Source organism: Paenibacillus sp. YYML68 (genome assembly GCF_027923405.1).
Classification (GTDB): Bacteria; Bacillota; Bacilli; order Paenibacillales; family NBRC-103111; genus Paenibacillus_G.
This window is the reverse complement of record NZ_BQYI01000001.1, coordinates 1,753,560-1,778,064: the sequence shown is the minus strand read 5'-3', so window position 1 is coordinate 1,778,064 and position 24,505 is coordinate 1,753,560. Positions and strand designations below refer to the sequence as shown.

Sequence of the window (24,505 nt, the reverse complement as noted above, 5' to 3'; positions counted from 1 at the left end):
AGGTCGAAAATGTGCAATAACGCTTGTTTAAGAGTGAATTAACGGCATATCAATAATAAATTTCGAGCCTACGCCTACTTCACTTTCCACACGAATATTCCCTTGATGCAGCTCGACAAGATGCTTCACAATCGATAAGCCTAGACCGGTTCCGCCTGACCCTCTGGAGCGTGCCTTGTCCACCCTGTAGAATCGCTCGAAAATTCGCGGTATGTCTTTACGTGGAATACCAATTCCCGTATCTACGATTGTAAATCGAACCCAATCCCCTTCTCCCGAATCGTTGCCGCTCATAATGTGTTCGACCTTCACGGTAACACTTCCGCCCTCTGGCGTATAGTTAATACCGTTGGACAACAGGTTCATCATAATTTGACGCAGTCGGTCTTCGTCCGCTTCCATATATATGTATTCCGGTACGAGCATTGACAGCTCGATGTCCTTGGAAGCTGCTTGCGTATTGAGTACGTTCAGACAATTGTTCACGAACGACTCCAGATGAATAGGTGAGAACTGCAGCGGAATACGCTTGGATTCGATTTTAGACAGCTCCAGAATGTCTCCGATGAGTCGGTTCAAGCGCTCACTCTCATCAAGAATAATTTGCAGGAACGAGTGCGCCGTCTCCTTATCGTTAAGCGCTCCCGCGAGCAGCGTCTCGGCGAAGCCCTTCACCGCCGCGATCGGCGTCTTCAGTTCATGGGATACATTCGCGACGAATTCACTACGCATACGTTCAAGGCGCCGGACCGCCGTAATATCGTGCAGCACGATAAGCATGCCGGACCAGTCGTCTTCTGTTTGCGAGATCGGATTCATATGAATCTCCAATATACGCTCCGTCGGATAATAGAACACCATCTCATCACGAAGCGGCGATCTAGAATCAATGCACTCCTGAATAAGCTGTGTAAATTCGAACTGCTGCTTCGCCTGGTCGAATCGCTTGCCCAGCAGCTCCTGTGACGAGAAGCCGAGTATCTCCTCTGCTGAGCGGTTCAGAAGCACGATCTGCCCATCACGATCGATCATGACAACACCGCTGATCATATTCTCCAGAACGCTCTTCAGACGACTCTCATCCTCGCGTATTCGATTCATCTGCAGTTGCAGGCTGTCAGCCATCCGATTAATCGCATTACCGAGTTGCCCAATCTCATCCTTCTTATTCACACTTACACGGTACTTATAGTTCATGTCGGTAATTTGCTGGGCAACCTTCGTAACGAGCTCGATCGGCCTCGTAATGCTGAAGGCCACTCTGTAGCTGATCAGTGCAGCCAGCAGGAACACAGCGGCGAGCCCCCCCAGCAGCACATACCACACGTTCCGAATGGATTTCTCAACCTCTACAAGGCTCATCGCTAGGCGCAGGAAGCCTATTGTCTCACTACCCTTCTGGACCGGCACCGCGACATATAGCATATTGCGATTTATCGTATTGCTGAAGCGTGTTGAATACCCGATACCATACTGACGGGCTTCTACAATTTCTTCACGCTCAGTGTGACTATCCATCGTACGCGGATTATGCTCCGAATCTCCGAACACTTGGCCATCTACCCCAATAAACGTAATACGTGTGTCTGCAGATTGCCTCAGCAGAGCCGTCTTGGACGAATAATATTGGTACATCTGCTCCTCAGTCCCCTGATAGGCCCAGTCAGTTGTGGACTTAATCACATGCAGCTCACGCTCCATGCTGACTGTCAAGGAATCCATGTACGACTTCCTCAGCATGCTGGCCATGAATATACCTGCTACCAATACGGAGCAGCCTATCAGAACGATGAAAATTAAAGTAAGCCTGGCGCGAAACATATTCATATGGTCTGGTCTTCCCTTCATCAAGGAGACGGAGCAGGGAGAGCACCGTCAAACGTTTTACACATTATCGTAGCTCTTCGGGCGCTGGAATGCCAGTAATTTTTTTGTAAAGCTTCGTCTGCATCAATCGCTTCAGGAACGCATGATTCAACGTCGCGAACGGCTGCTGAATCAAGATGCCGATGACGACTGGAATAGCCGCAATCGGGCTGAAATAGGCGAGTCCCAGCACAATCCCAAGTGAAATGTTGCGCATGCCTGACGAATACGTCATCGCGATCATCAACTCCGGACGACGCAGTCCGATCGAGCTGACGAAGCCAATGAGGTAAAAGATGAACACCAGCACCGCCACAAGCGGTACGACCGTCAGCATATTGTGCTTCAGCTCGATCACATACTCGGCAATAGCTGCGGAATTAATAAGAATGACGGAACAAAGCGCCACCTTGGACAGCGGGCCGAACGCTGGCGCCGACCAATCCTTGAAGCGCTGCTGCGACAGCTCGTTAACGATAACGCCGAGCACGGTAGGAACGACGACAATCTGAAGCAAGTCCGCCATCACCTTCGCCAGATCAAGCTCAATCGCCTCCGCGAATATGAGCTTCATCGCAGCGGGTATGACGAACGGGCTAATGGCCGTATCGATGACGATCATGGCAAGCGTGAACGGCACATGCCCCTTCGAGATCGATACCCAGATGACAGAGGAGACACCAAGCGGTATGATGGCTAACAGCACAAGACCAATCACATAAGGCGAATCTGCCCCGAAAAAAGCAGCACCCGCCGCATACGCGATCGCTGGCGCTACAATATGCGTAATGGCAAACGTCAGCACGATCATGCCCGGCATCGCTAAGGCACCCTTAATCTGCCTCCAGCTGCAGCCTGTCGCCATCACGAAGGTGAGGAAGGCGAACAGGTAAGGGACGAGCGCTACGCCGCCCTTACTCTGTTCAGATAAAAGAAACCCGAGTATCAGCGATACCGGGGTCAGAACGAATAAATATTTCTCAAGCTGTATATTGAGTCGGAGTCCGACCTGTCTCATGGAAGACATTACACGAAGACCGGGTCTTTGAATTGCGCCAGCTTCGTACGGGAATCGTTCTCGACGTCCGCATGCAGGCTGTTGCCGTGCGAATCCATCGTGACGATTGCTGCGAAGCCTTCGGTCTGCAGGTGCCACATCGCCTCTGGAATACCGAACTCGAGGAAGTCGACACCTTCGACCTGCTTGAAGCACTCTGCGTAATATTGAGCGGCGCCGCCGATTGCATTCAGATATACCGCACCATGCTCTTGAAGCGCCTTCAGCGTCTTCGCGCCCATGCCTCCCTTACCGATGACCGCACGAATGCCGAACTTCTTAATAATGTCGCCCTGGTAAGGCTCCTCGCGAATACTCGTCGTCGGTCCTGCTGCCTTCACTACCCAGCCGCCCTGCTCATCCTTAGCCATGACCGGACCGCAATGGTAAATAACCGCACCATTCAGGTCGATCGGCGAATCGTGGTCCATCAAATACTTGTGCAGTGCATCGCGTCCCGTATGCATCGGTCCGTTGATGATAACGACATCGCCTACGCGCAGCTGACGAATCTGCTCCTCGGAGATCGGCGTCTGCAGTACGATCTCGCGGCGCTCCGGTTGTGCTTCAGCCGCTGGAGCAGCCTCTGTCGGCTCGTCCTTGCTCATCGGCAGCTCATCGCCGCGGCGGTATACCCACTTCGTGATCTCACCAGACTGCGGATCGATCAGCACGCCTTGACGACGGAACGCCCAGCAGTTGTAAGCGACGGATACGAAGAAGCTCGCTGGCAGACGATTCATGACGCCGACCTTACAGCCGAGCAGCGACACTTGACCGCCGAAGCCCATCGTCCCGATGCCGAGCTTGTTCGCATTCTCCATCACATACTCCTCGAGCTTGCGAAGGTCTTCATGCGGGTTCACATCGTCCACAGCACGGAACAGCTGATGCTTCGCGAGCTCGTAGCCGCTCGTCCGGTCGCCGCCGATGCCGACGCCGATGAAGCCCGCGCTGCAGCCTTGACCTTGCGCCTGGTACACAGCGTGCATGATGCACTTGCGGATGCCGTCGAGGTCACGTCCAGCCTTGCCCAGTCCTTCGAGCTCCGTAGGAAGGCTGTACTGGATGTTCTTGTTCTCACAGCCGCCGCCCTTCAGAATGAGCTTCACTTCGATCTGGCTGTTCTCCCATTGCTCGAAGTGAATGACCGGCGTTCCGGGTCCGATATTGTCGCCGCTGTTCGCACCTGTCAACGAATCAACGGAGTTCGTCCGCAGCTTGCTGTCCTTCGTCGCTTGTGCGACCGCTTCAATGATCTGCTTCCGCAGCTCCATCTGGTTCACGCCAACCGGTGTATGCACGATGAAGGTCGGCATCCCCGTGTCCTGACAGATCGGCGATACGTTGCACTCCGCCATGCGGATATTATCAGCAATCGTGGAGAGCGACAGCGCCGAGCGCGTACCCGCATCCTCCTTCTTTCTCGCTTCCTGAATCGCTTCGCGAACGTCAGCAGGAAGGTTCGTCGACGTCTCGACAATCAGCTTATAGATGCTCTCTTGAAATGGTTGTGCCATCGCGTGTATCCCCTTTCGATAACTATACATTGAACTGATCATACTTAAGACACATAGCTCTATCTTAACATATTATTCGTGCTGCTACACGAGGGTAGTAGAGAACAATATTTGAACGCTTAAATACGCTTCGATCGCTCAACGATCCATTCGTTTTCATTGTCAAATGGTGTATAATATTCGTTGACTCTTGTCGAATCACCCTACCATAACGGCACGGAAGGACTTTACTATGAATAATCACTTTTTCGCGTATATGTATCGTCTTCGTTACATCGAGCGCTGGAGCCTGATGCGCAATATGATGAAGGAGAATGTGGCGGAGCACTCGTTCCATGTCGCCATGCTGACGCATGCGCTGTGCACGATCGCCAACGTTGTATTCGAGAGGAACGTGCCGACAGATCGGATTGTCAGCATGGCACTGTTCCACGATGCAACCGAGGTGTTCACCGGAGACATTCCGACGCCCGTCAAGCACCATAATGACAAAATATTAGCTAACTTCCGCGAGATCGAGCAGCTGGCCGCGGATCGGCTGCTTGATATGGTGCCAGAGCCGCTGCGACACGTGTATGAGCCGCTCGTTGACGCTAAGCGCAATGAGGAGCCCTCAGCCGCAGCATACAAGGCGTACGTGAAGGCCGCCGACCTGCTCGACGCTTACTTGAAATGCGTAACCGAGCTGTCCGCAGGGAACCGTGAGTTCGCCACAGCCAAGAAGCAGATCGAGCAGTCGATGACCCAGCTGAGCATGCCGGAGCTCGAGTACTTCCTCGAGCATATGGCGCCGAGCTTTGAGAAAACGATTGACGAGCTGTAAGCCCTCAATTGTGCAGTAAAAAAGCCAGCACAGGATCGTTTAAGATCTGGCTGGCTTTTTTTCATCTGTTAAGAAGCATGTCGCGGCATTACACTAAACTAAATACGGGAACTTCATCAGCGTCACGATCAGGAAATAAATAATTCCCGTGATCGTCGCCAGCGTCTTAATCGAGCCGAGCTGAGCCGATACAGCGCTGCCGGACGATTCCTTCACCGCAAGACGCAGACGCTTGCCCATAATGCCGGACAACGCAGCAACCGCGAGGAACAGCACAATCGCGAGTACCTGCCACAGAACGGAGTAATTCCCCTTGCTGATCATATAGCCGCCCGTCAAGAAGGACAAGATCAGAGCGAACTGACCGATACGGTTGGACACGAACAGCACGTTCAAGAAGCCGTACTGAGCGGCACCGGATTGAAGCTTGTCCACATGCTTAACGAGGAATGGCATAAGCAAGTATATGCCCATCACGATCGACGTCAACACGTGGATGTAGAGTAGAATTTGAAGCATAGTGAGACCCTCCCTTCCAATTTCTTCATCACTTCTTCCCTAGTATACCGAAGACTGCTTACGAAGAGCAATTCGCTCCCATGTCCATCTCGTGACAAAAAAAGCACCTGCCGCACGCAAGCTAAACGGACAGGTGCTATTGCAGTTCATATCTTCCTCAGATCGTAATCACTCGAATGACACTTCGTACAGATTCAGCCGATTTGTCAAGCGCCGCCTGTTCCTCCGGAAGCAGCTCCAGCTCGAACACCTTCTCTATTCCGTTGCCGCCCAGTAGTGTCGGTACACCCATGAACAGATCGTGGTAGCCATACTCGCCCTGCAGCAGTGCGATGGTCGGCAGCAGACGCTTCTTATCCTTCACAATCGCTTCAGTCATCTGTACGATCGAAGCAGCCGGCGCATAGTAGGCGGAGCCGTTGCCGAGCAGATTCACGATTTCCCCGCCGCCTGTACGGGTTCGTTGTACGATGGCCTCAATACGATCGGCAGGGATCAGCTTCTCGATCGGAATACCGCCGACGTTCGAATAACGGACGAGCGGCACCATATCGTCACCATGCCCGCCCAGCACGAAGCCGCGAACGTCCTCGACCGATACGTTCAGCTCCTGTGCGATAAATGTACAGTAACGCGACGTATCGAGGACACCGGATTGACCGATGACACGATTTTTGGGAAAGCCGAGCGCCTTGTAGGCTACGTAAGTCATAGCGTCCACAGGATTGCTGAGAATAATGACAATCGCATTCGGACTCGTTTTCTTAATATTGTCGCATACCGAGGTCACGATGCCGGCATTGGTGTTCACAAGATCGTCGCGGCTCATGCCAGGCTTACGTGCAATACCCGCTGTAATGATGACCACATCGGAATGTGCGGAGTCGTCATAGCTGGAGGTACCGATAATATGAGCATCAAAGCCTTGAACCGGTGAAGCCTCAAGTATATCGAGCGCCTTCCCCTTCGTCGGGTTTTCCAGCTGAGGAATATCGAGAAGCACGACGTCGCCAAGCTCTTTCTGCGCTAGCATCAACGCTGTCGTCGCACCTGTGAAGCCTGCTCCGATTACCGTTATTTTCTTACGCGTAATGGCCACTATCCATTACCTCCCAAGAAGGATTGTCGTTCATGCCGCAACGAGCCAACGACGTACATATGAACGCCATAAACGAAGAAGATGAAGCGTGCAGACGTTAAGTCACACGCTTCATCATCATTCCGGCTTTCGCCAGCTCTAGCTCTATATTTAGAAGTTTTTGATAATCTCGTCAGCGAACTGCGAGCACTTGATTTCGGTAGCGCCTTCCATCAGACGTGCGAAGTCGTAAGTAACCGTCTTGTTGTTGATGGATGCTTCCATTCCTTTGTAGATCAGCTCAGCCGCTTCCAGCCAGCCCAGGTGCTCAAGCATCATAACGCCGGACAGAATAACGGAACCAGGGTTAACAACGTCAAGACCTGCATACTTCGGAGCTGTACCATGAGTCGCTTCGAAAATCGCATGTCCAGTCACGTAGTTAATGTTCGCGCCTGGTGCAATACCGATACCGCCAACTTGTGCTGCAAGTGCATCGGACAAGTAGTCGCCGTTCAGGTTCAACGTTGCGATGACGTCGAAGTCTGTAGGACGCGTCAATACTTGCTGCAGCGCGATGTCTGCGATGGCATCCTTCACGATGATCTTACCTTCAGCCTCAGCAGCCTTCTGTGCTGCATTCGCAGCGTCCGTGCCTTGCTCTTCCTTGATCTTGTCGTACTGTGCCCAAGTGAACGTCTTGTCGCCGAACTCTTCCTCAGCGAGCTCATAGCCCCAGTTCTTGAACGCGCCCTCAGTGAACTTCATGATGTTGCCCTTGTGTACAAGCGTCACGCTCTTACGGCTATGCTGGATCGCATACTCGATGGCAGCGCGGATCAGACGCTTGGAGCCTTCGGACGATACTGGCTTAATACCGATACCTGAAGTTTCTGGGAAGCGGATCTTCTTCACGCCCATCTCGTTCTGGAAGAATGCAAGAACCTTCTTCACTTCGTCGGAGCCAGCAGCCCACTCGATACCTGCATAGATGTCCTCTGTGTTCTCACGGAAAATAACCATGTCCACAAGCTCAGGACGCTTAACAGGGGAAGGTACGCCCTTGAAGTAGCGAACTGGACGGGAGCACACGTACAGGTCAAGCTCTTGGCGAAGCGCAACGTTCAGGGAACGGATACCGCCGCCGATTGGCGTCGTCAATGGTCCCTTGATTGCAACGATGTACTCGCGGATTGCTGTCAATGTATCAGCTGGCAGCCAGTTGTTGTACTGGTTGAATGCCTTCTCACCTGCGAATACTTCGTACCAAGCGATCTTCTTCTCGCCGTTGTATGCCTTCTCTACAGCTGCATCCAGCACGCGCTTGGAAGCGGCCCAGATGTCAGGACCTGTACCATCGCCCTCGATGAAAGGGATGATCGGATTGTTCGGAACGTTCAGCTTGCCATTCTCAATTGTGATGCGCTCGCCCTCAGTCGGCAATGCGTATTGCTCGAATTGTGCCATGATTATGTATTCCTCCTCGTCAAATTAGAGTCAGCCGCGACTGACTCGTAAGATACTCCCCATCGGATGACAGGTAAAGATTTACCTCAAAAAGATACGGGAGCTGCGGCCGTCACCTGTCGCATCCGCTCGAGGTGACTGGGTGCCGCAGCAGCCCGTGTAGGTAACATTGCTATGTGCTTAAGCCGATCGTAAGTCATGTGCGCTCGAAGCGAACGCGCAGCCGCTTAACGGTTGTCGATCGGAACGTAAGCTTGCTGGGACGGACCTGTGTACTCCGCACGCGGGCGGATCAGGCGGTTGTTCTCGTACTGCTCGAGAATGTGAGCCGTCCATCCGGATGTACGGCTGATCGCGAAGATCGGCGTAAACAGATCGCGCGGGATCTCTAGAGAAGTGTACACCGAAGCGGAGTAGAAGTCTACGTTAGGCTTCAATCCCTTTTGTCCAGTTACCATTTCCTCGATCTGAACAGACATGTCATACCAGTTCATGTTGCCTGTCAGCTTACCGAGCTCCTGGGACATCACTTGAAGGTGCTTCGCACGCGGATCGCCATTCTTGTAGACGCGGTGACCGAAGCCCATGATTTTCACTTTGTTAGCCAGCGCGTTGGAGATGTAGCTCTCGACGTTATCGGCTGTGCCGATTTCTTCGAGCATCGCCATAACCGCTTCGTTCGCTCCGCCGTGCAGAGGTCCCTTCAGCGCGCCAATTGCCGATGTTACGCCCGAATAAATATCGGAGAGCGTTGCAACCGTTACACGAGCTGCGAAGGTGGAAGCGTTCAGCTCATGGTCAGCATGAAGCACAAGCGCCTTGTCCATAGCTTGAATCGCAATTTTATCAGGTGCGTTGCCTGTCAGCATGTACAGGAAGTTCTCAGCGATACCAGCGCCAGCCTTCGGTGCGATCGGCTCAAGACCTTTGCGGATGCGATCGAAAGCGGCAACAATCGTAGGAAGCTGCGCCTGAAGCTTAATCGCCTTGCGAAGGTTCGACTCGTCGCTCATGTCGTTAGCTTCGGCATCGTACAGCGCCAGACTGGAGATAGCTGTACGCAGCGCCGCCATCGTGTTAACGTCCTTCGGATACAGCTTGATCTGCTCAAGTACCTCTGCAGGTACAGACGCGTTATCGTTCAAATCCTGGATCAGCTTGCTCAGCTCGGAGCGATTAGGCAGCTTGCCGTACCATAACAAGTATACAACCTCTTCGAACGTGGCATGCTCGGCGAGCTCGTCGATGTTAATTCCGCGATACGTCAAAACCCCGTCGATGATGGAGCTTATGGAAGACGTTGTTGCTACAATTCCTTCCAAACCTTTGGTAGCAGTCAAGATAATCTCTCCTTTAGCGTTCAATTTCACATACGTCTACTATAATGGATTTACCAATCAATGTGAACAAATTTAGACATAAAAGTTCATTATCAGCATCATAAAGATTGTTTGTTATAGACTTAGCCGCCTAAATTCAGATCCCACATAGAAGCATGTCATAACCGATGTAAAATTATTCTCAAATGTTGTCCCGACTTCCAAATTTGCCCAGAGTCTCTGAAAAAGCACTGATCTTGTACCATTAGTCCCTGATCCAATGTAGACTTGCATACAGTTAGAAGTTAAAATAGAGCATAATCTTTCATGCGCGTAACAGGAGGAAGGCCTAATGAGCAGCAACCGCAGAATCGGCATTATTGACATCGGCTCCAACTCGATTCGTCTGGCCATATACGAGCTTCTTGGGCGAGGCTATCGAGTCGTGAGCGAATTTAAGGAATCGGCGCGGTTGAGCGGCCGGGTCGGCGCGGACGGCGTGCTCGGCTCTACGGAAATACAAGCAACTGTTCGTATTCTGCTTCACTTCAAACGAATTTGCAGCGCCCATCAAGTTACCGAATACCGTGTCGTGGCAACGGCAGCGATCCGCAATGCAGCGAACGCTCAGGAAATCGTAGACACACTGCAGCGCGACAGCGGCTTGCCTGTTGAAATATTGTCCGGCGAGGACGAAGCGAGAATCGGATTTATCGGCATGATTCACACGATGGATCTAACAGAAGGTCTGCTTATCGATATCGGCGGCGGCAGCACGGAGGTGTCGCTATTCCGCGAGCGAAAGCTCGTTCGCAGCGTCTCCTTCCCGTTCGGAGCGGTGAATACGACACGCAGGTTCGCCGTAGAAGGAGAAGTCCAAGAGGAGCAGCTTCGCCAAATTCGCGAAATGGTCGAGCAGGCGCTCGAGCAGGAGCCGTGGATTCGCGAGGCGAAGGGCTTACCGCTCGTCGGCCTTGGCGGCGGCGTGCGCACGCTATGCAAGATCAGCCAGCGACGCAAGAAGTATTCGCTCCAGCAGACGCACAATTACGTGCTGCAGGCAGCGGAAATGAACGAGCTCGCCCTCTGGCTGCCCTTCCTGCCGAGCGAGAAGCGCAAGAAGGTGGACGGGCTATCTAAGGATCGGCACGACATCATTATTCCGGGCCTCGTCATCCTTCAGACCGTCTTTGAGACTGCCGGAGCGAGTCACTACGTCATCAGCGGAGCCGGACTTCGCGACGGACTGTTCTACGAGACGTTCGGCCCTGAGGAGCCCGCAGGCGCGCTCAGCGTAGCCGAGCACAGCTCGGACAACCTGCTTGCTCTGCACTCAACAGCTCCCGAAGCACACCTGACACAGGTTGTTAGCACGACGTTGCAGCTCTATGATGCGCTAGCGGATGGACTCGTCCATCAGTATTCCGATCGCACACGACTATGTCTGAAAATTGCAGCCAAGCTGTACCGCGTCGGCGTATCGCTGCAATACTACCAGTATCCGAAGCATTCATTCCATATGATCGCGCACACCCGTATCGACGGCTTCAGCCATCGGGAGACGATGCTCTGCGCCCTGATCGCCTCGTTCAAGACGAAGGCCCGCACCCAGCAGGCGATGGCCCCTTATCGGGATATCGTCGAGGAGTCGGACGCTGATCTCATATCGAAGCTTGGCATCCTGGTGCAGCTTGCAGCAGCGCTTGATGTGAGCGAGACGCAAGCGTTGCAGGTGACAGGTGCCTTCGCGGAAGACACCTGTCTGCACGTACGTCTGAAGACACAGCACGACCCCTCTGCAGAATACAGAGAGGTCGAGGGGCTGCTTAAAGATTTCAAGAAGCTATGGGGATTGCAGCTTAAGCTTCATGAGCCGTCGTTTTCCACGAGCTGATGCGCATCGCTTCGAATTGACTGCGAAGCTGCGGTTCATCGTCCTTCGCACATATTCTTTCGTAGAGCCCGTTCGGCTGAAGCTGGCGGGCTTTTACATTGTCATCGAGGCTTAGTTGTAAAATATTAATCAATGAGGCCTGAATTTGCTTGTCAAACACCGGGCACATCAGCTCCACACGACGTGTCAGGTTCCGGGTCATCCAGTCGGCGCTAGCAATATATATCTCCGGAGTGCCGCCATTCTCGAAGTAGAAAATGCGGGAATGCTCCAAAAACCGATCCACGATGCTGCGCACCGTAATGTTGTCGCTCAAGCCCGGAACGCCAGGACGCAGGCAGCAGACGCCGCGAACGATCAGGTCGATCTTCACCCCGGCCTGCGACGCCTTATAGAGCACATCAACCATCTGCTGGTTAGACAGCGAGTTCAGCTTGGCGATAATTCGGGCTGGCTTCCCTTGAGCAGCAAACTCCGCCTCCCGCTCAACCTTCTCACACAGCTTCTCCATCAGATCGGTCGGTGCGACGCCGAACGCCTTCCAGTTATGTGGCGCCGAGAAGCCCGTCACTTCATTGAACAGAGCCGAAGCATCCTCACCGATGATCTTGTGCGAGGTGAATAAGCCAACATCCGTATACAGCTTAGCCGTGTTATCGTTATAGTTGCCAGTGCCCACATGCACATAGCGTCTCAGACCGTCCGACTCCTGACGAACGACGAGCGTTATTTTGGCATGCGTCTTAAGTCCAATAAGACCGTACACGACATGGCAGCCTGATTGCTCCAGCTTGCGTGCCCAAGCAATATTGCGCTCCTCGTCAAAGCGAGCCTTCAGCTCTACAACCACCGTCACCTGCTTGCCCGACTCAGCCGCACGCGCGAGTGCCTGAATGAGCGGAGAATTGCCGCTAACCCGGTATAGCGTCATCTTAATCGCCAGCACCTGCGGGTCGTATGCGGCTTGACAGATGAAGTCCGTCACCGCGTCGAACGATTCGTACGGATGGTACACCAGCACGTCGCGCTGACGCAGCTTGCCGAACAAGTCCTCGATATCCTGTAGCTCAGCAGGGTACACCGATTGAATCGGCTTGTAGCGCAAATGGTCGTAGCCGCGCAGATGTCCGGCGAGCCGCATCATGTACGTCAAGTCAATCGGACCGTCGATCTCGAATGTATTATCTGTAATTTCGAATTCCTCGGTCAGCTGCTTCAGCGCATAAGGGTGAATCCCCTTCTGCACCTCCAGCCGCACCGGAGCTCCCCAGCGCCGTCTGCGCAGCTGGTTCTCGATCTCCTCGAGCAAATCCTCTGCGCCCTCCTCGTTCAGCGTCAGATCCGCGTTGCGAGTCAGGCGGAAGCTATGAACAGACACCGCCTTGTAGCCGCTGAACAGCGTCTGAATATGCTGCTCAATGAGCTCCTCGATCAGTATATATTCCTGCTTCTTACTGTTCACACGGCCTGGAAGCTCGATGTAACGAGTCAGGTTGGACGGCACCTGCAGTATGGCAAAGTACGGATCGTCCTCTGGATCGTCACCGTCCTTCCTGAGCACAACAGCTAAGTAGACAGACTGGGTGTGAACGAGCGGGAACGGTCTCGCTTGGTCGACTGCCATCGGCGTGAGCACCGGGAAGATGATGTCATGATAGTACTCGTCCATCGCTCGACGCTGCGTCGCGGACAGGTCATTGTATTCCGTCAGATGAATACCTTCCTTGGCGAGCATACGCAATATTTCTCTGTATGTCCGATACTGCTCTACAACCATCTTCTCCGAACGCTTCATAATGCGCTTGAACAAGCCTGCAGGGGTATACCCTGTAAAATCCTTCTTCGTGTAGCCCGCCTTCATCTGATCCTTAATCCCAGCAACGCGAACGCTCATGAACTCATCAAAATTCGAAGAGACGATAGCCAAAAACTTCGCCCGCTCCAAAAGCGGAGTTGCCGGATCCTGAGCTTCCTCCAGCACTCGCCAGTTAAACTCCACCCAGCTGAGATCCCGATTCAAATAATGGTTCGCGGTATCGCGTGTGGTCGTCTCTCGAATAGCCGCTTCTTTGGAAGCTGTTTCCGTCATACCTTACCCCTACCTTCATCAAGCTTCTTTTACGCAGTCAATTTCTGCTTGTTTCATCATAATTCGACAATGTTAAGCGTATATGTACTTATTGTAAATTATATATGAACTGTAGCCGAAAATGCGATATTTTTTTTATATTAATGCTGCACAGCCGCCTCTTGAATGAGCTTGAACAGCTCAGGCGCTTCTCGGTCGATGCGAACCGGACGCCAATCTCGGTTCAGCCATACATGCTTCGTACTCCCGGTGACGAGCAGATCGTCGTCCCGCGTAAGCTTGAATTCGAACTGTAACCGAAGGTGATTATATGAAGCGATGCGCGTGTGCACCGTAATCCAATCGTCGTACTTGGCCGGCTGCTTGAACTGCTGTTCAGCTTCGATGACCGGAAGCAGCAGCCCCTTCGCCTCGAGCATCCGATACGGCATCCCGAGCGAGCGAATCATCTCCGTGCGGCCGATTTCGAACCATGTCAAGTAATTCGCATGGTAGACGACCCCCATCTGGTCCGTCTCCTCATAGCGAGCTCTCAGCTCATGCTTGAACCACATGCTATATCCCCCTCTTTTTTCGTACTATCCTTATACGCACAGCTCGCTCCCGCTCGCAAAAAAAGGGCGAAATCGGCATCCGATTTCGCCCTCTTGCTCCTGCTGATGCCTCGTTCCTACAATTACAACACGCGCGCGCGTCCGGAATAAATAACGCCTACCTCCGGATAGATCGAAACTTCATCGCCGTCCTTAAGGATGGTCAAGGCGTTCTCTACACCGACAATAACCGGCTTGCCGAGGCTGATGCCTACAACAGCTGCGTGCGACGTAATGCCTCCGCTCTCGGTAATGACCGCTCCCGCCTTCTCAAACGCAGGCATGTACTCCTTGTCCGTAGTCGGCGTAATGAGAATACAGCCTTCAACTACCTTCGTGATCGCCTCATCCGCATTGCGGGCAGTAATAACCTTGCCTGTCGCAATCTGCGTGCCGATGCCTTGGCCCTTCGCAATCATTTCGCCGATCTGATGAACCTTGATCAGGTTCGTCGTTCCCGAGCGGCCAACAGGTACGCCTGCCGTAATGACAACAAGATCGCCCAGGCTGACGATACCAGCCTTCACGCTTGCGTCTACCGCCATCTCGAACAGCTGGTCAGTCGAGGTGCAGCTTTCGCCCTTCAACGGCACAACGCCCCATACGAGCGACAGACGGCGCAGCACGCGCTCATCTGGCGTTACGGCGATGATCGGAGCCTTCGGACGGTACTTGGACACCATACGTGCCGTATAGCCGCTCTCAGTCGCCGTCAGAATCGCACGCGCATCCAGATCGAGTGCAGAGTTCGCTACCGCTTGGCTGATCGCCTCGGTCACTGTCGTCTGCTGAGCATTGCTCTGACGAATGAAGATTTCACGGTGCTCGAGCGCAGCCTCTGCACGCTCGGCAATGCGAGCCATCGTCTGCACGGACTCTACCGGGTACTTACCGGCTGCCGTCTCACCAGAGAGCATAACCGCATCTGTTCCGTCAAAAATAGCGTTCGCCACGTCACTCGCTTCCGCACGAGTCGGACGCGGGTTGCGCTGCATCGAATCAAGCATCATCGTAGCGGTAATAACCGGCTTACCTGCCTGGTTACACTTCTTGATCATCGCCTTCTGCACGATCGGCACGTCTTCAGCCGGAATCTCAACGCCGAGGTCGCCGCGTGCAACCATCAGACCGTCGGATACTTCAAGAATCTCGTCCAGGTTGTCTACGCCTTCCTGGTTCTCGATCTTCGAGATGATCTGAATGTGCTGCGCCTGGTGCTGCTCGAGAATTTCACGAATCTCGATCACGTCGCTCGCCTTGCGGACGAACGAAGCGGCGATGAAGTCAACTCCCTGCTGAATGCCGAACACGATATCATTCGCATCCTTCTCCGTAATACCCGGCAGGTTGATCTTCACGCCTGGTACGTTAACACCCTTCTTACCGCCGAGCAGACCACCGTTCTTGATGCGGCACACGATGTCTGTGCCTTGAATATCTTCGACCGTAAGTCCGATCAAGCCGTCATCGATCAGAATCGTCGAGCCGACCTTCACGTCCTTGTACAGATCGCGATATGTAATTGATACACGGGAGGCGTCGCCCAGGATCTCCTCTGTCGTCAGCGTAATCAATTCATCCTGCACAAGCTCGACCTTCTGATCGTCCTTGAGCTTGCCTGTACGAATTTCCGGACCTTTTGTATCGAGCAGGATCGCTACGTTTTTGCCGAGCTCCTGGCAAGCCTGGCGCACATTCTTGATTCGATTGCCATGCTCCTCAAAGTCGCCGTGGGAAAAGTTCAGTCGAGCCACGTTCATACCTGCATTGATGAGCTTCTTAAACATTTCGAGCGATTCGCTTACCGGACCGATCGTACATACAATTTTTGTTTTACGCATGGTTACCCTCCTGGATAGTTGTGAAGCGTCCTATTTGTCTGAATTTGCGGTACCGGTCTTCAACGAGCTTCTCCTCCGACAAGACGAGCAGCTGCTGAAGATTGCGCGTAAGTGTCTCCTTGATCGCCTGAGCCTGCACGGCGACATCCCGATGGGCGCCGCCCTTCGGTTCCTGAATGACCTCGTCAACAACGCCGAGCTTCAATATTTCGTCTGCGGTAATCTTCATCGCCTCAGCCGCCTCCAGCGACTTCGAAGCGTCCTTATATAGAATAGAGGCCGCGCCCTCTGGACTAATAACCGAATAGATCGCGTTCTCCAGCATGAACACGCGGTTGCCTACGCCAAGCGCAAGAGCACCGCCGCTGCCGCCTTCCCCAATAACAACGCACAGAATCGGCACACGCATGCCTGCCATCTCGAGCAGGTTGCGAGCGATCGCTTCACCTTGCCCACGCTCCTCAGCAGCATTGCCGGGATAAGCGCCCTTCGTATCGATGAACGTAATGATCGGACGCTTGAACTTGTCTGCCTGACGCATCAGACGAAGCGCCTTGCGGAAGCCCTCCGGGTGCGGACTGCCGAAGTGACGGGCGATGTTGTCCTTCGTATCCTTCCCCTTCTGGTGTCCGATCACCGTTACCGGCACACCATCGAGACGGGCAATACCGCCGACGATCGCAAGGTCGTCACCGTACAGTCTGTCACCGTGCAGCTCAATGAAATCGGTGAAGATATGCTGAATGTAATCGAGCGTAGTAGGCCGCTGCGGATGACGGGCGACCTGCATCTTCTGCTGGGTGGTCATGCTCACGTACAGCTCGGCTTCAAGCTCGGCAAGACGCTGCTCCAGTCGCGCGATCTCCTCGGAGAAATCAATATGCTTATCCTTGCTGAACCTGCGCAGCTCCTCAATCTTGGCACGAAGCTCCGCTAGGGGCTGTTCGAACGGCATCTCACTTGCCATTGACGACTTCCTCCTTTACCGTGTGCATGCTAAGAAGCTTGGCCAGCATGCTTCGCAGCTCCTTGCGGTGCGCAACCAAGTCAACTTGTCCGTGCTTCAGGTTAAATTCAGCCGTCTGGAAATTATCAGGCAGCTTCTGACGAATGGTCTGCTCAATAACGCGGCGTCCGGTGAAGCCGAAGGCAGCACCAGGCTCCGCAATAATGTAATCGCCAAGCGTCGCGAAGCTGGCCGTTACACCGCCGAAGGTAGGATCTGTAATAACGGAAATATATAGTCCGCCCTGCTCGTTAAGCTTGGATAACGCGGCGCTCGTCTTGGCCATCTGCATAAGGCTCAGAATGCTCTCCTGCATTCTGGCTCCGCCCGAGGTCGAGAAAATGATCATCGGCTTCTTATGCTCAATCGCATGCTCAATTGCAGCTGTCACCTTCTCGCCGACAACCGAGCCGAGCGAGCCGCCCATGAAGTCGAAGCTCATCGCAGCTACGACGACCGGCAGGCCGCCAATTCTACCTTCGCCAGTAATAACGGCATCCTTCAGACCAGTCGATTCGACGGCCTTATTATACTTAGCCGCATAGTCCGGGAACCCGAGCGGGTCCTCGGATATGATATCCGCATCGAACTCTGCGAATTCACCGTCATCCATCGTCATCTGAATGCGCTCAACGGCATTCAGCTTGTAATGGTAATCGCAGGAGGAGCATACTCTTAAATTTTTGTCGAGCTCCTTGTTGTATTGAATCATTCCGCACTTCGGGCACTTGTTCATCAGCCCTTCCGGAACTTCTCGGCGCGGCCGTTCCTCCGGAACGTCAATAGCTCCGTCGAGCGGTCTTACAGCGCTGGGCTTGTCCGCGGATGGGACCGTTGCATACTTCCTCTTCTTCTGAAACAAATCTTTAAATTGCACGACTACACCTCGCCTTACGTTGTTGGACTTGACCGTGCATCCTTGCCGGGGCTTGTACCTGCCATTAAGATCTATGCAAAATGGTGTTCAACACTTCCTGAACTTCCTCCAATTCGCCTTCGGGAACTAAAATTTCGAATTGATTCTTAGTCATATTGATCGCGCGAACCTGTACCAGAAAGCCTTCTTCCGTCAACCTATGCTTGATACGATCAGCAATCTTCGCTGTTGGGGCAATGTAGATCACGGTCCACATGACAGAGTCCTCCCGTACATAATGGAATAATGATAACATACCTCCACTTTTTCCCGCAACCGAGAGGACGGACCGCTATAAACGGGCAAATCTCACAAAAAACGCGTCCTGACGCGAATATCCATCATTGTATCCATGATGTCGACCGCATTTTTACTTCATTAAATATATGTAAAAAAACAGGCGAAAATGGGCCTCTCAGCCCATTGCCCGTTGTAACGGCTAATACGGCGCCTGCTCCAGCTCATCCTGGTGCTTGTGCGCAATTCGTGCTGAGGCGGCGGCAGCGAGCCCTGCAACCAGATCGTCAAGAAACACATGAATGCTCGTCGGATGGTCGTTCAGGTCGCGGATGATGCCGTTTTTCTTCTTGTCCAAGTAACCGAAGCTTGTTAGGCCGATCATGCCGTATACGTTCACGATTCCGAGCGCCAGCGTCTCGTCGACGCCATACAAGGAAGCGTCCTCCTCCATCAGCTTCTGCAGCGGCTCAGGCAGCAGCTTTCTCTCGGCCAGCTCATCGAGCGCAATACCGGTGAAGAGCACGTACTGCACCTCGCGCTTGCGCAGCACATGAAGCACACTCTCCACACAAGCCTCCTTCGACAACGCCGGATTGTAAGGGAGCTGCAGCTCGAGTACAATATCCGCAATCTGGTCGACGGTTACTCCGCGTTTGTTCAAATAGTCGATAATGAGTAGCTGAGACATAACAACAACGCCTCCCTCGATTCATCTTCACAATCCGAGCACCATCCCGACATAACCGGGCATGAGCTATGGCTGGATGGTCTGGGATACTAAATGTATGCGAGGGAACGCGTCATTATTTCACTATTACACATTGCTCGCCAAGAAGTGCTTCAATATGGGCAAAAAGCTCTGGCGATGGCTTCACGTTCAGGTCGGCGCTCAAGCCAAGCGTGCGCTGGGAGCTCTCGTAATAGAGCACAACAGGCAATGCGCCTGGATGCTCAGCTATAAGCTTCTTGAGCGAGGCAAGAACGGCAGGCTGCTCTCGGTCTGCCGCGATGCGCACATAGACGCGCTGCGCCTGCGTGCGTGCTGCGGAGGCATCTGGCCGCGCAGGCGGACGCTCAGGTGGGCGGGAGGCCGCCTGCGCCCGCCGCTCAGCGCCCGGCCTAGTGCCGCTAGGCGTAGGCGCTGGCGCGGCACCAAGCCGCCGGTCAACGGGCGGTGCCGCAGCGGCGTTGCTGGGCGCGCGACCAGGGCGCGCGGCGGCCGACGAGGCCGCCGCGCTGTAAGCCGCGCCCTTCTGCGCATCGCCGCTGGTCGGCGCCTGCGACTGCCCGGCGCCGCGCGAGGCCGGGCGCGCAGCTGAGCCGCCTTGCGATGCCGCAGCTCCCCCCGCGCCCTGCTTCGTTCCGCCGCCGTACTTCGCACCGCCTGCGTACGGTCTCGCTCCGCCTGCTCCGCCGCCACGCACAGCGCCGCTACCGCCTCCTGCCATGCGCGGCGGCGAGCCTGCCTTCAGCTCGAGGTGCGGATCGGTCAGCGCCACGAGCCGATCGGCGAGCAGCTTCGCCTGCTCGTCGCCGTGCTGCAGCTTGCCGACGACAAGCAGCGGGCTGCCCTTCTGCACGAGCGGAGCGTGAATGCGCCACGTCTCGGGGAAGAGTACGACCTCGAGCTTGCCGATACGGTCCTCCAGCTCCATGAACGCCATCGGCTGCCCCTTCTTCGTAATGATCGTCTTATGCGACATGACGAGTCCTGCCACACGAATGTCAGCGCCGTCCGGATAGTCCGGAAGCCGTGCGATCGAATCGACCTCTAGCCTGCGCAGCACGTCGTCGAAGTCATCAAGCGGACTGCCGGAGATGTACAGGCCGAGCAGCTCCCGCTCCAGCTCCAGCTGCTGCATGAGCGTGAAGGGCGGGATGTCGGGATATTCCAGCTCCCACGTTACTTCCTCGTCGAAGCCGTCCAGCACGAGCTGCAGCGCCTCGCGGTCCTTGCGCCACTTAAGCGCTGCCTCCACTGTCTCCTCCAGCATCGCCAGCTGCTGCGCGCGGTGTCCCGACATCGAGCCGAGAGCGCCTGCCTGCACGAGCGACTCCAGCACCCGCTTGTTGCATACGCGCAAGTCCACGCGTCGACAGAAGTCAGTCAAGCTGGCATAAGGACCGCTCCTGCGCTCCTCGATAATGGATTCGATCGCGTGCGTGCCGACGTTCTTGATCGCCGCGAGGCCGAAGCGGATCGCCGCAGAGCCTTCACCAGACGCTCCCGTCACTGGCGTGAACAAAAAGCTGCTCTCGTTCACATCCGGCGGCAGCACCGCAATACCCATGCGGCGGCACTCATCCGCATATTCGGCTACCTTGTGATGGCTGCCAACGACTGCCGCCAGCATCGATGCCATGAAGATGACCGGATAATGCGCCTTGAGGTAAGCGGTCTGGAAGGCGAGCACACCGTAGGCAGTCGCATGCGCGCGCGGGAAGCCATAATCGGCGAACCGCACGATCATATCGTACACGCGGTTCGCGTCGTCCTCGCCGTAGCCCTGAGAGCGGCTGCCCGAGACGAAGTGCGCCCGCTGCTCGTCGAGCACCTCACGCTTCTTCTTGCTGACCGCCCGGCGCAGCAGATCGGCCTCACCCAGACTGAAGCCAGCCATCGCCGAGGCGATCTGCATAATCTGCTCCTGATACACGATAATGCCGTACGTATCCTTAAGGATCGGCGCAAGGTCCGGATGCGGATATTCCACCTCGACAAGGCCGTGCTTGCCCGCTATATATTTCGGAATGAATTCCATCGGACCTGGACGATACAGCGCCAGAACCGAGATAATATCTTCAAAGTGCGTCGGACGCAGCTCCCTCAGCACCCGGCGGACGCCCGGCGACTCGAGCTGGAACACGCCTGTCGTGTCCCCTAGGCCAAGAAGCTCATACGTCCTCGGATCGTCGGTCGAGATGCGCGTCCAATCAATGCGTTCTCCGGTCAGGTCGTGAATCCACGCAAGCGTGCGCTCAATGATCGAGAGGGTTCGCAAGCCGAGAAAATCCATCTTCAGCAGCCCGATTGACTCCAGATGCTCCATTGTATACTGCGTCAGCGGCGTATCGTCGCTGCCCGCCTGCAGCGGTACGTACTCGGTCAGCGGCTCGCGAGATATAATGACGCCTGCCGCGTGTGTAGAGGAGTGACGCGGCATTCCTTCGACCCTTCTTGCATAATCGAGCAGCTCGGCCGTCTTCGGGTGCTTGTCGCTAAGCGCCTTCAGCTCAGGGCTGACGCGCAGCGCCTCCTCCAGCGTCATACCGAGCTGATTCGGGATGAGCTTCGCCGCCCGGTCCACCTCGCCATAAGGCACGTTCAGCGCCCGTCCGACATCGCGGACAGCTGCCTTCGCGGCCATCGTCCCGAACGTAATAATTTGCGCGACGCGGTCGCGACCATACTTGCGCACGACGTATTCAATCACTTCGTCCCGTCGCAGATCGCTGAAGTCGATATCAATATCGGGCATCGATACCCGCTCCGGATTGAGGAAACGCTCGAAGAGCAGCCTATACCGAATCGGATCGACATCTGTAATACGTAGCACATAAGCAACGAGACTGCCCGCAGACGAGCCTCTGCCCGGACCGGTCACGATCCGCTGCTCATGCGCATAGCGGATGAAATCCCACACGATCAGGAAGTAATCGGAGTACCCCATCCGCTCGATGACGCCCAGCTCGTAGTCAAGCCGCTCCTCAGCCGCACGACGCCATTCGATATCGCTCCAGTCCGACGTGTCGGCATAGCGCAGCCTCAGCCCCTCCCGGCACAGCTGCACCAAGTAGTCACCAGCTGTCAACCCCTCAGGAATCGGATCGAACTGCGGCAATATCGAGCGTCCGAATTCCAGCTCAAGCGAGCAGCTGTCGGCAATGGCCGTCGTGTTCGCAATCGCCTCCGGCACGTGCGCGAACAGCGCGTGCATCTCCTCGACGCTCTTCAAGTACAGCTGGCTCGACCCGATGCGCAGCCGATCCTCGTCCTCCACCGTCTTGCCTGTTCCGATACAAATCAATATATCCTGCACCTGATGATCAGCTTCATGTACATAGTGGACATCGTTCGTCGCCACGACGCCGATGCCCGTCTCCCTCGCGAGCCGCAGCAGCTCCAGATTCACCTTCTTCTGCTCGAGAAGACCGTGGTCCTGCAGCTCCAGATAGAAGTGCTCGCCGAATATGGCTTTATATCGCAGCGCCGCAGCCTTCGCCTCTTCATACCGTCCATGCAGCAGGTGCTGGGACACCTCGCTGCCGAGACAGGCGCTCGTGCAGACCAGCCCCTCGGCATATTGCGCGAGATGCTCCAGATCGATTCTCGGCTTGTAGTGAAAGCCCTCCAGATGGGCGATCGAGCTCAGCTTCATGAGATTACGGTAGCCGACCTCATTCCTCGCCAGCAAAATCAAATGATAGATCGGCTGCTCCTGCCGGGTTCCCTTCTGGCTGATGGAGGCCGGCGTGAAGTACATTTCGCAGCCGATAATCGGCTTGATGCCGCGCGCCTTGCACGCCTTATAGAACGGGATTGCCCCGTACATCACACCGTGATCGGTCAGCGCCAGCGCCTTCATGCCGAGCTCTGCCGCCCGGCTCACAAGCTCCTCCAGACGCGCAGCCCCATCAAGGAGACTGTATTCGCTGTGTACATGCAGATGGACGAATGAACGCATACTCCGGCCCCCTTTCTTTTATCGCACATTGTTCGTAAAAATAATTTTAGCATAATGCGAACAAGTGTGCCATAGAGTAGTAGAAAGCGCCGGCCAAGCCCGGCTCGTACAGAAGCAGCGTATGCGAACAAGACCAATGATTACATTTGTAGGATGGGGAGGGCCAACGATGGCTGCATTTTTATCCAAATGCTTGCTTGATTTCTTCGTCGCGTTCGGCGTTGTGTTCGGAGGAACGATGCTCGCCGGCATCTGTGCCGTCATTACGCTCGAGCCGCCGGTGCACAAGATGATGAACGTCGCCGAGCAGATTAAAATATGGGCCATGGTTGCGGCCATCGGCGGTACGATCGATCCGATCCGCGCCATCGAGACTCACTTCCATTACGGCCACATCTCACCGGCGATCCAGCAAATTCTGTACATCGTCAGCGCCTTCATCGGCGCCCACATGGGCACGACGCTCATCCAATGGATCTGCAAGGGAGGGACGGCCGCTTGAGGGTCCCTTCGTTCGAGGCGAGTCAAGCATACTTGCGCGCGATAGGTCTAATCATTGCCGGGATGGTCATCGGCGCAGCCCTGTTCCTCGGCATCTACAACCAGAGACTGAACCTGATGATCGAGCAGAACCGCGAGCTGTTCACGGAGAAGAGTCGTCTCGAGGGCGAAGTATCCGATCTGCGCAAGACGAAAAATCAGCAAACGACGATCAATCTGCTCAACGTATACATTCAGCCCGAGGAGCATTCCGAAATCGATAAGCTGACCGAAAGTGAGCTCAAGCGGCGCATCCACGCCCAGCTGAAGCCTGTCATCGTCGGCCGCAAGGTGTCCGAGTTCGCTGCAATGCCAGACGTCTACGAGCAAATGCTGATCGAGAAGCCGCTGCTCGGCGTGCTCGATAAAGATTACATGGTAACATCGGTCAAGTGGATTGTCCTGACGCAGTCGGAGCTGAAGATCTGGGTCAGCGTCCGGGAGTGGAAGCGAATTCCGACGTCGTACTTCGGCAGTTGATTCCGTATGGCATATGGGCTACAGTGTAGAGGAGTAGTCATTATCATGTAGCCGGGTCGGTACGAATAAGGATGTGCGATTGGAATGGAAAAGGTACAAGGGGTGCTCAGCGCCCTCATTATCGTGACGGTGATGATCTCCGTCTATTACAGCTTCCGCTACCGTCGGGAGCGCGAGCCTCGGCTGCGGGGGCTCTATGCGTCCAGAATGAACATCGCGATGGGACTGATGCTGGTCGTCATCGCTGTGTCGCAGCTGTTCTTCTTCACCGATACGCCTCTGCGCCGCATCTTCGGTACGGTCTGTCTCATCATCGGTGTGTACAACCTGTTCGCAGGACTGCGCAACCACGGTCATTACAGCCGCTTGCAGAAGTGAGATTCGTGTCAGGATCGAGTCAGGTTGCCGCGATGCTCCTGTTCGTGTCGCGCAATCCTCGCATGAGGTAGGCATGCTTCAGAGGCCAGCACCAGGGAGCGCTGAAGCGATGCGAAGCTATACAAATCATGACAAGCAAGCCCGGAGGCCGAGTGGCCTGCCGGGCTTGCTGTCGTGATGCGCGCTCCGTGTGA

At 54.8% G+C, this 24,505-nt stretch carries 20 protein-coding genes; 5 read left to right on the top strand and 15 right to left on the bottom strand.

The genetic code is table 11. The features are described 5' to 3' along the window. Positions 1–27: 27 nt before the first annotated feature. The 3 genes from pnpS to PAE68_RS07945 all read right to left on the bottom strand — a co-directional run bounded on the left by pnpS (position 28) and on the right by PAE68_RS07945 (position 4,443). Positions 28–1,827, bottom strand: a complete 1,800-nt coding sequence (pnpS, locus tag PAE68_RS07955; protein ID WP_281885791.1) for a two-component system histidine kinase PnpS — start codon at positions 1,825–1,827, stop codon at positions 28–30. Between the two features lie 64 nt (positions 1,828–1,891). Further along, positions 1,892–2,893 carry a bile acid:sodium symporter family protein gene (locus PAE68_RS07950; RefSeq protein ID WP_281885789.1) on the bottom strand — a complete coding sequence of 334 codons (1,002 nt, stop codon included), beginning with the start codon at positions 2,891–2,893 and terminating at the stop codon, positions 1,892–1,894. Next, positions 2,893–4,443, bottom strand: a complete 1,551-nt coding sequence (locus PAE68_RS07945) for a fumarate hydratase (protein WP_281885787.1) — start codon at positions 4,441–4,443, stop codon at positions 2,893–2,895. Before PAE68_RS07945 ends, PAE68_RS07950 begins: the two co-directional genes overlap by 1 nt. Positions 4,444–4,675: 232 nt before the next feature. On the opposite strand from PAE68_RS07945, the gene yfbR reads away from it, so the two are divergent. Continuing rightward, positions 4,676–5,266 (top strand): 5'-deoxynucleotidase, encoded by a 591-nt coding sequence (gene yfbR, locus PAE68_RS07940; RefSeq protein WP_281885785.1) that lies wholly within the window; start codon positions 4,676–4,678, stop codon positions 5,264–5,266. 93 nt (positions 5,267–5,359) lie between these two features. Here the strand turns inward: yfbR and PAE68_RS07935 are convergent, their stop codons facing one another. The 4 genes from PAE68_RS07935 to citZ all read right to left on the bottom strand — a co-directional run bounded on the left by PAE68_RS07935 (position 5,360) and on the right by citZ (position 9,670). Beyond that, positions 5,360–5,785: a hypothetical protein gene (locus PAE68_RS07935; RefSeq protein ID WP_281885783.1), complete on the bottom strand. Its 426-nt coding sequence runs from the start codon at positions 5,783–5,785 to the stop codon at positions 5,360–5,362. A 157-nt stretch (positions 5,786–5,942) separates the two neighbouring features. After that, entirely contained in the window at positions 5,943–6,884 is a 942-nt protein-coding gene (mdh, locus tag PAE68_RS07930; protein WP_281885781.1) for a malate dehydrogenase, read from the bottom strand. 150 nt (positions 6,885–7,034) lie between these two features. Continuing rightward, positions 7,035–8,330 carry an NADP-dependent isocitrate dehydrogenase gene (icd, locus tag PAE68_RS07925; protein WP_281885779.1) on the bottom strand — a complete coding sequence of 432 codons (1,296 nt, stop codon included), beginning with the start codon at positions 8,328–8,330 and terminating at the stop codon, positions 7,035–7,037. Between the two features lie 227 nt (positions 8,331–8,557). Beyond that, a complete protein-coding gene (gene citZ, locus PAE68_RS07920; RefSeq protein ID WP_281885777.1) occupies positions 8,558–9,670 on the bottom strand; it encodes a citrate synthase in 1,113 nt (370 codons plus the stop codon). Between the two features lie 331 nt (positions 9,671–10,001). Here citZ and PAE68_RS07915 point away from each other — a divergent pair, with 331 nt between their 5' ends. After that, entirely contained in the window at positions 10,002–11,543 is a 1,542-nt protein-coding gene (locus tag PAE68_RS07915; RefSeq protein WP_281885774.1) for a Ppx/GppA phosphatase family protein, read from the top strand. Here PAE68_RS07915 and PAE68_RS07910 read toward each other — a convergent pair. The 8 genes from PAE68_RS07910 to PAE68_RS07875 form a co-directional block, all read right to left on the bottom strand. Further along, the gene (locus tag PAE68_RS07910; RefSeq protein ID WP_281885772.1) at positions 11,509–13,632 is read right to left on the bottom strand and encodes an RNA degradosome polyphosphate kinase; all 2,124 of its coding nucleotides are present in this window, start codon (positions 13,630–13,632) and stop codon (positions 11,509–11,511) included. The genes PAE68_RS07915 and PAE68_RS07910 overlap by 35 nt on opposite strands. Positions 13,633–13,772: 140 nt before the next feature. Then, the gene (locus PAE68_RS07905; protein WP_281885770.1) at positions 13,773–14,186 is read right to left on the bottom strand and encodes an acyl-CoA thioesterase; all 414 of its coding nucleotides are present in this window, start codon (positions 14,184–14,186) and stop codon (positions 13,773–13,775) included. A 122-nt stretch (positions 14,187–14,308) separates the two neighbouring features. After that, on the bottom strand, positions 14,309–16,066 hold the full coding sequence (pyk, locus tag PAE68_RS07900) for a pyruvate kinase (RefSeq protein WP_281885768.1): 1,758 nt from the start codon (positions 16,064–16,066) through the stop codon (positions 14,309–14,311). Further along, positions 16,059–17,033 (bottom strand): acetyl-CoA carboxylase carboxyl transferase subunit alpha, encoded by a 975-nt coding sequence (accA, locus tag PAE68_RS07895; protein WP_281885766.1) that lies wholly within the window; start codon positions 17,031–17,033, stop codon positions 16,059–16,061. The genes pyk and accA overlap by 8 nt, the downstream gene beginning before the upstream one ends. Further along, positions 17,023–17,949, bottom strand: a complete 927-nt coding sequence (gene accD, locus PAE68_RS07890; protein ID WP_281885764.1) for an acetyl-CoA carboxylase, carboxyltransferase subunit beta — start codon at positions 17,947–17,949, stop codon at positions 17,023–17,025. The genes accA and accD overlap by 11 nt, the downstream gene beginning before the upstream one ends. A 64-nt stretch (positions 17,950–18,013) precedes the next feature. Then, positions 18,014–18,205: a glutamate decarboxylase gene (locus PAE68_RS07885; RefSeq protein ID WP_281885762.1), complete on the bottom strand. Its 192-nt coding sequence runs from the start codon at positions 18,203–18,205 to the stop codon at positions 18,014–18,016. Positions 18,206–18,427: 222 nt separating this feature from the next. After that, positions 18,428–18,916: a phosphatidylglycerophosphatase A family protein gene (locus tag PAE68_RS07880; RefSeq protein WP_281885760.1), complete on the bottom strand. Its 489-nt coding sequence runs from the start codon at positions 18,914–18,916 to the stop codon at positions 18,428–18,430. A 115-nt stretch (positions 18,917–19,031) separates the two neighbouring features. Continuing rightward, on the bottom strand, positions 19,032–22,913 hold the full coding sequence (locus PAE68_RS07875; RefSeq protein ID WP_281885759.1) for a DNA polymerase III subunit alpha: 3,882 nt from the start codon (positions 22,911–22,913) through the stop codon (positions 19,032–19,034). A 169-nt stretch (positions 22,914–23,082) separates the two neighbouring features. Here PAE68_RS07875 and PAE68_RS07870 point away from each other — a divergent pair, with 169 nt between their 5' ends. From PAE68_RS07870 to PAE68_RS07860, 3 genes are all read left to right on the top strand, one after another. Further along, positions 23,083–23,415: a YtrH family sporulation protein gene (locus tag PAE68_RS07870; protein WP_281885757.1), complete on the top strand. Its 333-nt coding sequence runs from the start codon at positions 23,083–23,085 to the stop codon at positions 23,413–23,415. Further along, entirely contained in the window at positions 23,412–23,933 is a 522-nt protein-coding gene (locus tag PAE68_RS07865) for a sporulation membrane protein YtrI (RefSeq protein WP_281885755.1), read from the top strand. The genes PAE68_RS07870 and PAE68_RS07865 overlap by 4 nt, the downstream gene beginning before the upstream one ends. Positions 23,934–24,017: 84 nt before the next feature. Further along, a complete protein-coding gene (locus PAE68_RS07860; RefSeq protein ID WP_281885753.1) occupies positions 24,018–24,311 on the top strand; it encodes a YtpI family protein in 294 nt (97 codons plus the stop codon). The last annotated feature ends 194 nt before the right edge of the window (positions 24,312–24,505 follow it).